The following is a 4,956-nucleotide window of genomic DNA, read 5'->3' as shown; positions in this document are numbered from 1 at the left end:
AAGACCATTACCTCTGACAATGGTAAAGAGTTTGCTCAGCATAAGAAGGTGAAACGAAAGCTCTTTACTTCCTTCTTCTTTGCCGATGCTTATGCGTCATGGCAGCGAGGAACCAACGAGAATACCAACGGCTTAATCAGAGAGTTCTTGCCTAAGGGTTGTGACTTTAGACAAGTCTCTGATAATGAGATACAGGACATTGAGAATAAACTAAACAACAGACCAAGAAAACGCTTAGGGTTTAAAACGCCTATGCAGGCGTTCTATAATATTAATTAGCGTTGCACTTGGTGTGTTAATCTAAGACTTTAAAAACGCTACGATACTGCGGGTATAGTTTTTTTGCAGCCTCTGTCTGCGTAGGCACAGCAAGCAAGAAAAAACGGTACCTGCAGTGCATGATGTAGCGATATTACTTCTCACTGACTATATTACGCTTTAATTAATTTCGTTAATACTCGCGCATGTAGCTCAGCCAAACCTTCTTGCATACGTGTCTGCAATAAATCAGTCAACTGACTTTTATTTAAGCCTTTGGGGTCTATCGATGCCAGTGGCAAGACATAAGCGGTGACGTCTTTACTATCAAGCACCTTTTTTAAGCTATCTTTCATCGTTAGTTTACCATAATAAGGCAGTTCTTCACTTAGTGTGCCATCTTTATTGACATAAGCAATCACCAGCGGCCGTACAGGAACGTCAGCATCTATCGCCGCTTGTAACAAGGTACCATGAATACGCTTGATTCTTTTACCATCGGTAGTGGTCGCCTCAGGGAAGAATATGACCGAGAAACCTTTGGTTAAGAAGTTGGCGATTTGCGTCGCGACCGAACCTGCATCACCGGAACCTCGCTCGATAAATACGGTGCCTGCTGCATGAGCCAATTTACCAAATACCGGCCATTCACCAATTTCAGCTTTGGATAAGAAAAAAGCAGGGCTCAGCGTACCCACTACCGGAATATCCATCCATGACACATGATTAGATACCCATAAACCATGATGTTGCTCTACCCGCTCGACTGCGATAACCTTTACGCCAAAAGAGCCTGCCATCTTGCGGCAAAAGGCTTGGATATAGCGTGGTAGTGTTTCGCGCGGCGGTTGCTTAAATGCTCCAATACGTTGGGCGGCACGCAGTCCGCCAGCGATGGTGGTGGTCATGCCAGCAATCTGTTTGCCGCGTCCCAATTGCTGTTTGAGTGAAAAGCCTGACTTAGATTGGCTCATCTGTGCCCCTCGTGGTTAAAAACTTATTGGTTAAAAAACTTATGATTATATATCGTAAACAAAGGCCATGAGTATAACAAAATTTATTAACTCAGTGACGATTTGTTCACTGAGTTATAGTCTTAATGTATCTATATGGTCGAACAACGACAAAAAATAGGCAGTGCTACTGCGATGTTTGCTTTTAATAATTATCTCTGTAACATAAAAGCATCGCTAATTGAGCGGATACGCTTTAATATCAAGCGATAAGACCACATATATATGGTCGTATAAATGCTATTTCGACGTTTACTAAGGCGTTTACTCAATTGATAATAGCGATATATCTACTTTATTAAATAGGTGATACTCTTTGGATTATTTTGAAAGACATGAAGGTGGCGAACGCGCCATTATAGTACATTTAGACATCCACCAAATTCAAGACCCTGACGATCTTAGCGAGTTTGAACTATTGGCAGACTCAGCAGGCGCAGACCGCTTAGCACTGGTCACAGGCGCGCGCTCACGTCCCGACGCCAAATACTTCGTCGGTAGCGGAAAGGCAGAAGAGATCGCAGAATTGGTACGCGAACACGACGCTGATATCGTCCTTTTTAACCACAGCTTATCGCCCTCCCAAGAGCGTAATATCGAAGCTCTGGTAAAATGTCGCGTCCTTGATCGTACCGGCTTAATTTTAGATATTTTTGCGCAGCGTGCTCGTACCTACGAAGGTAAGCTACAAGTGGAGCTGGCACAGCTTAACCATCTATCGACTCGCTTGGTACGTGGTTGGACGCATTTAGAACGCCAAAAAGGCGGTATCGGTCTGCGTGGGCCGGGTGAAACTCAGCTTGAAACGGATCGTCGCTTATTACAGACGCGCGTCAATCAGCTAAAGAACAAACTAGAAAAGGTACGCCAAACGCGTGCCCAAGGTCGCGCACGTCGTCAAAAGTCAGACGTACCAACTATTTCGCTCGTCGGTTATACCAACGCGGGTAAATCCACTCTTTTCAATCGTTTGGTCGATGAAAACATCTACGCTGCGGACAAACTGTTTGCCACGCTTGATCCGACCTTACGTCGCCTAGACTGGCAAGGTGTTGGTCGCGTTGTTTTGGTTGATACCGTAGGTTTTGTACGTCATCTACCGCATGAGTTGGTAGAATCGTTTCATGCGACGTTAGAAGAGACACTAGAGGCGGATTTATTGTTGCACGTTATCGATTCTAGTAGCGAAGATATGCATGAGCAAATTCAAGCGGTCAAAGACGTGCTGGCTGAAATCGACAACGATGTGCCAGTGCTCAATATTTATAACAAAATTGATTTGACCGATGAGCCTGCTCATATTGGCTACGCTAGCGAAGGCCAACCCAATCGAGTGTATGTCTCCTCTCGCGAAAATCTAGGGATGGAGGAGCTATCACTTGCCGTACAGCAGCTATTAACTGGCGCACTGACGACGTTTGATTTGACCCTACCTTACAATGCTGGTCAATTTAAAAACACGCTATACGAGTTAGGCGTTATCTTAGAAGAAAGCTACGACGATAGCGGCCATGAATGCTTAACCATTCGTTTGCCAAGCGAAAGGCTCAAACAGCTACTTGGCCAAGCCAATCTTGAGCCTTCAGATGTCTTGCCACTGGCGCAAGCAACGTTGCTAATGCCAGTACTTGAAGAGTTCGAAAAGCCTGATGAGGATGAACAGCAGACAATGACCGAAGCCGAAGAAAAAGCCTTTGCGGAATTTGAAGCATTGAATTCGACAGCAGAAAAATCGCTCGATTCAGAAACCTAAATCATGTATTTAACGTACTTTATTTAATAGCTAAAGGACGATATCAAGCGATACCGTCCTTTTTTGTATGCTAGGGCGTGTCCTCAATTCAAGCAATTGTATCTAAATAGGCTAAAAATGGCAGCAAGCCCAATTATTCTATACACTTTATTAGTTTGCTGATTCTATATATAATCACTTTTATATGGCATTCGTGAGGATATATGCTCTCACCCTCCTATTTATACATGACGTGGCCAAAATTACTTATGAAGTCTACTCATTCCCCCAATATACCTCTATGGTTGGCGTTAATCTTAACCTTAGCCATGATTGTTTTTGTTCGTGAAGCCGCCGTTATTGTCTGTCAGTGGGCAGGTATCGAAAAAGCCGCCAATATCGTTGGGTTAATCGTGATGTTTATTATTTTGATCACGTGGCGACTGCTTAAAGGGCTACCCAACTGGCTCACTCAAGCCAGTAATACCTTATTGGTCGATAGCGGCTTTGCCTTTTTACCAGTCTCTGCAGGCGCAGGTTTGCTACTATTTGCGCTAGGTGATGAGCTGTGGGGGGCGATGCTGACCATGATTATCAGTACACTTATCCCACTTTGGGGTCTGGCGATTTTATCTAATCGCTGGTTAAATCGTGAAATAGACACTGACAGAGACAGCACTATCAACGAGCACAAGGGCCAGCTTTGAGCTGCGTGGTTAAAGGAATATGATGAGTTTTGATAGTATGTTTATGACCACCCTTGCTGCGATATTATTAACCTTAGTAGCACACGTGATAGCTCGCATACTGGCGCGCAAGCTCTCATGGTTGCCTATGGTGATTACTGCACTGGCTTTGGTGCTATTGTTTTTGTTTATTTTGCAATGGGATTACAATCATTATTATAGTGCGGCCAAACCGGTATTTGACCACCTGTTAGGCTACGTTACTGTACTGTTGGCTGTGCCATTGGCAGCCATGAACTTTAAAGGCTTGCCGGTCAAAAAACTGACGATGATTGTCATGCTGGCCAGTTTGGTTGGGGCGTTGCTACCGATGTCATTGGCGTATGTATTTTCACTCAGCCACGACACCATACTTGCTTTTGCTACTCGTTCGGTGACCACACCGATTGGGTTGAGTATCGCAGATTTAATTAAAGCACCTCTGGCTATGGCAAACCTAATTATTATTGTCTCAGGAATTATTGGTGGTACGTTGGCGCGCTTTATGTTTCGCGGTATCGATGATGATCGCGCCAAAGGGTTGGCGCTTGGCTTGGCCGCTCATGCATTTGGTACGGTAGAAGCCTGGCAAATCAGTCATACCGCTGGTCGTTATGCGGCATTTGGCTTGGCGGTGAATGGTCTAGTAACCGCCGTTTGGGTGCCTATCTTTATCACGGCGCTTTCCATTTAATCGTGTTTAATAAAACTTCTATTTAACTAAAACAAAGCTTTATTAGTAAACATAGTCGATACTGAATAAAATGAATACACCACACTATACTATACTATAGCTGATTCACTTTAAAACTGATACGAGTGCTACTGGAGTAAATTTTTCGCCGCCTCTGTCACGCCTGCGAACAGCAAGCAAGAAAAATTAGCACCAGTAGCACGGGATTATTGACGTGTCGATTTTATTTAGAACTGACTATAAGTGTCTCTTTTATATGGACCTGACTATAATAGCTCATTACCATTAAAATATTAGCAGTGATAAATAAGCTTAAAAAACAGTGGACTAAAGCATGATTCAATGCCCTTAAAAACGTTAGGGTATTGATTTTTTTACAAATTAATCGCGACTTTTGTATTTCGTTCGGATAATCACATGCGTTGAAAAGTTATTATATGTTATAGGGGCTGTATAGAATTCAAATCAGCGGCAGCCAGATAAAGACACAAGCGAGAATTACGGCAGCCTCATAGCTGGCTTTAAGCTTATCAT

At 43.6% G+C, this 4,956-nt stretch carries 5 protein-coding genes; 4 read left to right on the top strand and 1 reads right to left on the bottom strand.

The annotated features are described in order from the left end of the window. Positions 1 to 279: IS30 family transposase (locus EI161_RS13325; protein ID WP_192529689.1), on the top strand; the 279-nt coding region annotated here is incomplete at its 5' end. A 152-nt stretch (positions 280 to 431) separates the two neighbouring features. On the opposite strand, the gene EI161_RS13320 is transcribed toward EI161_RS13325, so the two are convergent. Further along, positions 432 to 1,232, bottom strand: a complete 801-nt coding sequence (locus EI161_RS13320) for a lysophospholipid acyltransferase family protein (protein ID WP_192529772.1) — start codon at positions 1,230 to 1,232, stop codon at positions 432 to 434. Positions 1,233 to 1,587: 355 nt separating this feature from the next. Here EI161_RS13320 and hflX point away from each other — a divergent pair, with 355 nt between their 5' ends. The 3 genes from hflX (at position 1,588) to EI161_RS13305 (ending at position 4,422) form a co-directional block, all read left to right on the top strand. Further along, the gene (hflX, locus tag EI161_RS13315; protein WP_192522536.1) at positions 1,588 to 3,024 is read left to right on the top strand and encodes a ribosome rescue GTPase HflX; all 1,437 of its coding nucleotides are present in this window, start codon (positions 1,588 to 1,590) and stop codon (positions 3,022 to 3,024) included. Between the two features lie 248 nt (positions 3,025 to 3,272). Further along, on the top strand, positions 3,273 to 3,710 hold the full coding sequence (locus EI161_RS13310; RefSeq protein ID WP_192522537.1) for a CidA/LrgA family protein: 438 nt from the start codon (positions 3,273 to 3,275) through the stop codon (positions 3,708 to 3,710). Between the two features lie 22 nt (positions 3,711 to 3,732). Continuing rightward, entirely contained in the window at positions 3,733 to 4,422 is a 690-nt protein-coding gene (locus EI161_RS13305; RefSeq protein WP_192522538.1) for an LrgB family protein, read from the top strand. Positions 4,423 to 4,956: the final 534 nt, after the last annotated feature.

It is taken from the genome of Psychrobacter sp. FME5 (genome assembly GCF_014861375.1).
GTDB lineage: Bacteria > Pseudomonadota > Gammaproteobacteria > Pseudomonadales > Moraxellaceae > Psychrobacter.
This window is presented reverse-complemented; position numbering and strand designations above follow the sequence as displayed.

Coding starts and splice junctions, on each gene's coding strand:
- EI161_RS13320 (WP_192529772.1), bottom strand. CDS start 1,232: ATGAGCCAATCTAAGTCAGGCTTTTCACTCAAACAGCAATTGGGACGC.
- EI161_RS13310 (WP_192522537.1), top strand. CDS start 3,273: ATGAAGTCTACTCATTCCCCCAATATACCTCTATGGTTGGCGTTAATC.
- EI161_RS13305 (WP_192522538.1), top strand. CDS start 3,733: ATGAGTTTTGATAGTATGTTTATGACCACCCTTGCTGCGATATTATTA.